This window comes from Streptomyces sp. NPDC045968 (assembly GCF_056430475.1).
The window spans coordinates 1-3691 of the sequence record NZ_JBWKLF010000026.1 but is presented as its reverse complement, the minus strand read 5'-3'; the positions used below and the strand labels follow the sequence as shown (position 1 = coordinate 3691).

Sequence of the window (3691 nt, the reverse complement as noted above, 5' to 3'; positions counted from 1 at the left end):
GGTGAGGGTGTGCCTGCGGAGTTGGAGGGTTTTGCGGGTACGGGTAGTGCGGGCAGTGTGGCGTCGGGCCGTGTGTCGTATGTGTTCGGGTTCGAAGGCCCGGCGGTGACGGTCGACACGGCGTGCTCGTCTTCGCTGGTCGCGATCCACCTGGCTGCGCAGGCGCTGCGGCAGGGCGAGTGCACGATGGCACTCGCCGGCGGAGCCACCGTGATGTCCACCCCGGACACGTTCATCGGCTTCTCGCGCCAGCGCGGTCTGGCCGCCGACGGCCGGGTCAAGGCCTTCTCCTCCACCGCCGACGGCACGGGCTGGGCCGAAGGCGCGGGTGTCCTGCTGCTGGAGCGGCTCTCGGACGCGCGGAGCAAGGGCCACCAGGTGCTGGCGGTGCTCCGTGGCAGTGCCGTCAACCAGGACGGTGCGTCGAACGGCCTGACGGCTCCGAACGGTCCGGCGCAGCAGCGGGTCATACGCAAGGCGCTGTCGAATGCGGGTCTGTCGACGGCGGACGTTGACGTGGTCGAGGCGCACGGCACCGGCACCAAGCTGGGTGACCCGATCGAGGCGCAGGCACTGTTGGCCACGTACGGCCAGGGGCGTGCTGAGGGGCAGCCGCTGTGGTTGGGGTCGTTGAAGTCGAACATCGGGCATGCGCAGGCCGCTTCGGGTGTGGCGAGCGTGATCAAGATGGTCGAGTCGATGCAGCACGGAATCCTTCCCGCGACGTTGCATGTGGATGAGCCGACGTCGCAGGTGGATTGGTCTGCGGGTGCGGTGGAGCTGCTGACGGAGGCGCGGCCGTGGCCGGAGACCGAGCGTCCCCGCCGGGCTGGTGTGTCCTCCTTCGGCGTGAGCGGTACGAACGCTCACCTGATCCTGGAGCAGGCCCCTGAAAGCGCCGTGCCGGACTCCGAGCCGATTCCCCTGGATGGTGATGTGGTCATGCCGTTTGTGGTGTCGGCGAAGGGTGTGGGGGCGCTGCCTGGGCAGGGGGAGCGGCTTGCTTCCTTCATCGAGGCGGGTGAGGCGGTCTCGCTGGCTGGTGTGGCGGGTTCGTTGGTGTCGGGGCGTGCTCTGCTGGCGGATCGTGCGGTGGTGGTTGCGGGTTCTCGGGATGAGTTGCTGTCGGGTCTTGGTGCGTTGGCGCGGGGTGAGTCTGATGGGGCGTTGACGAAGAGTCTGGTTCCGGGTGGGGGCAGTGGTCCTGGCCGGTCGGTGTTCGTGTTCCCGGGTCAGGGTGCTCAGTGGGTGGGGATGGGGCGTGGGTTGCTTGATTCCTCGCCGGTGTTCGCCGCGAAGGTTGCTGAGTGTGAGGTGGCTTTGGCGCCGTTTGTGGACTGGTCGTTGACGGATGTTCTGCGTGGTGACGCGGATGCTGTGCTGCTGGATCGTGTGGATGTGATTCAGCCGGCGAGTTTCGCGGTGATGGTGGCGTTGGCCGCGGTGTGGCGTTCTGCGGGTGTGGTGCCGGATGCGGTGCTGGGTCATTCGCAGGGTGAGATCGCTGCCGCTCATGTTGCGGGTGTGTTGTCGCTTGGGGATGCGGCGCGTGTGGTGGCGTTGCGGAGTCAGGCGATCGGCCGGGTGTTGTCGGGTGCGGGTGGTATGGCATCGGTGGCATTGCCGGAGGCGGATGTCCGTGACCTGCTCGTGGAGGGTGTGGAAATCGCGGCGGTCAACGGCCCCTCGTCGGTCGTGATCGCTGGTGACGCGGCAGCCCTGGACGGTCTGCTCACTGTGCTGGAGGCCCGTGGTGTGCGGGTGCGGCGGGTCGCGGTGGATTACGCCTCCCACACCCGTCACGTGGAAGGCATTGAGGAGATCCTCGGGCAGGAGCTGGCGGGTATTACCGCGAACGCTCCGGAGGTTCCGTTCTTCTCCTGTGTCGATGGCACCTGGATCGATTCGGCAGGTGTGCTGGATGGTGGGTACTGGTATCGGAATCTGCGCCGTCCGGTGGGCTTTGAGCCGGCGGTGCGGGAGCTGATCGGTGCGGGCTTCGGTGTGTTCGTCGAGGTCAGCTCGCACCCGGTGCTCCTTCAGCCCGTGAGTGAGATCGCTGACGCGGCTGATGCGGCGCCGGTGCTGGTGGGCTCGTTGCGTCGTGGTGAGGGTGGTATGCGGCGCATGCTGACCTCTCTCGCGGAAGCCTTCGTACGCGGAGTGGACATCGACTGGTCGGCCGTCCTGCCGGCCGGCGTCGCGGGTGCGCGGACGGCTCTGCCGACGTATGCCTTCGACCACGAGCACTACTGGATCCAGAGGACGAAGTCGGCCACGCGCGCCGACTCGCCTGGCCAGACCGAGTCCGATCACCCGCTCCTCGGCGCCGTCGTCGAGCTGCCGCAGTCGGACGGGCTGGTCTTCACCTCCCGCTGGTCGCTGCGCACGCTTCCCTGGCTGGCCGATCACGCCGTCCACGGTGCGGTGCTCGTTCCGGGCTCGGCCTACGTCGACCTGGCGATCCGGGCCGGAGACGAGTTCGGGTGCGAGGTGCTGGACGAGCTGATGATCGATGCTCCGCTGGTGCTGCCCGAGGAGGGTTCCGTCCGGGTGCACGTCACCGTCGGCGGCGAAGACGTGATGGGGCGTCGCTCCGTCGCGGTGTACTCGTCCGGCGACGCGGTTGAGAACGGCGGGCAGGAGTGGACGCGGCATGCTTCCGGCACGCTCTCGCCCGAGGCGTCGCTGTCGGGTGCCGGTGCGGGTGCCGGTGTCGACTTCGCACAGTGGCCTCCGGCTGATGCCGAGCCGGTCGACATCACCGACTTCTACATCGCGCTGACCAAGCGTGGGTACGCGCATGGGCCGGCGTTCCAGGGCCTGCGTGCCGTCTGGCGCCGTGGCGAGGAGCTCTTCGCCGAGGTCGCCCTGGACCAGGACCAGCGTGCCGAAGCGGGCCGGTTCGGCCTGCACCCGGCGCTGCTGGACGCGGCGCTGCAACCCGCGCTGTCCGTAGGCGGTGCTGTCGCCGGCACCGACGCGGACGCGGACGCCGTGCTTCCGTTCGCGTGGACCGGTGTGGTGCTGCATGCCGAGGGTGCCTCGGATCTGCGGCTGCGGCTGGCTCCGAGCGGCTCCGGTGCGCTGTCGTTCGAGGCGGCCGACGAGACCGGTGCGCCGGTGCTGACGATCCGGTCCGTCAGCTCTCGTCCGGTCTCCGCCGATCAGCTCGGCGCTGCCGGCGGCGGGGCCAAGACCCAGTCGCGTGGACCGGTTCGCAGGCGGCGGCCCCGGGTTCAGGCCGCGGTCTCCGTCGACGAGCGGCTTCAGCTGGCCGAACGGCTGGCGACGCTGTCCGACGCCGAGCGGGAAGAGCTCCTGGTCGACGTGGTGCGTACGCAGGTCGCCGCAGTCCTCGGGCATGCCACGGCCGACCGGCCCGGAGCCGACCAGGGCCTCTTCGAGATCGGCTTCGATTCGCTGATCGCGATGCAACTTCGCAACCGGCTCGCTGAGTTGAGCGGGACGAAGCTGCCGTCCAACGTCGTCTTCGAGTACCCGACGCCGTCGATGCTCGCGGCGTACCTGCACGGCCGGATGTCCGACCGGCTCGCCGGCTGACGTACGTTCCCGGCCGGCCCTGACCGAGACGTGGCCCCGGGGGGGGGGGGGGGGGGAACGGGGGGGGAACAGAGACAACCGATCCGACCCCAAGAACAGAGGGGGGGGAGAGTGCCTCCCTCCGCAG

At 69.2% G+C, this 3691-nt stretch carries 1 protein-coding gene; it reads left to right on the top strand.

Annotation, left to right across the window (positions count from 1 at the left end):
- Positions 1-3564: type I polyketide synthase (locus AC07FA_RS34155; protein WP_479080241.1), on the top strand; the 3564-nt coding region annotated here is incomplete at its 5' end.
- Between the last annotated feature and the right edge of the window lie 127 nt (positions 3565-3691).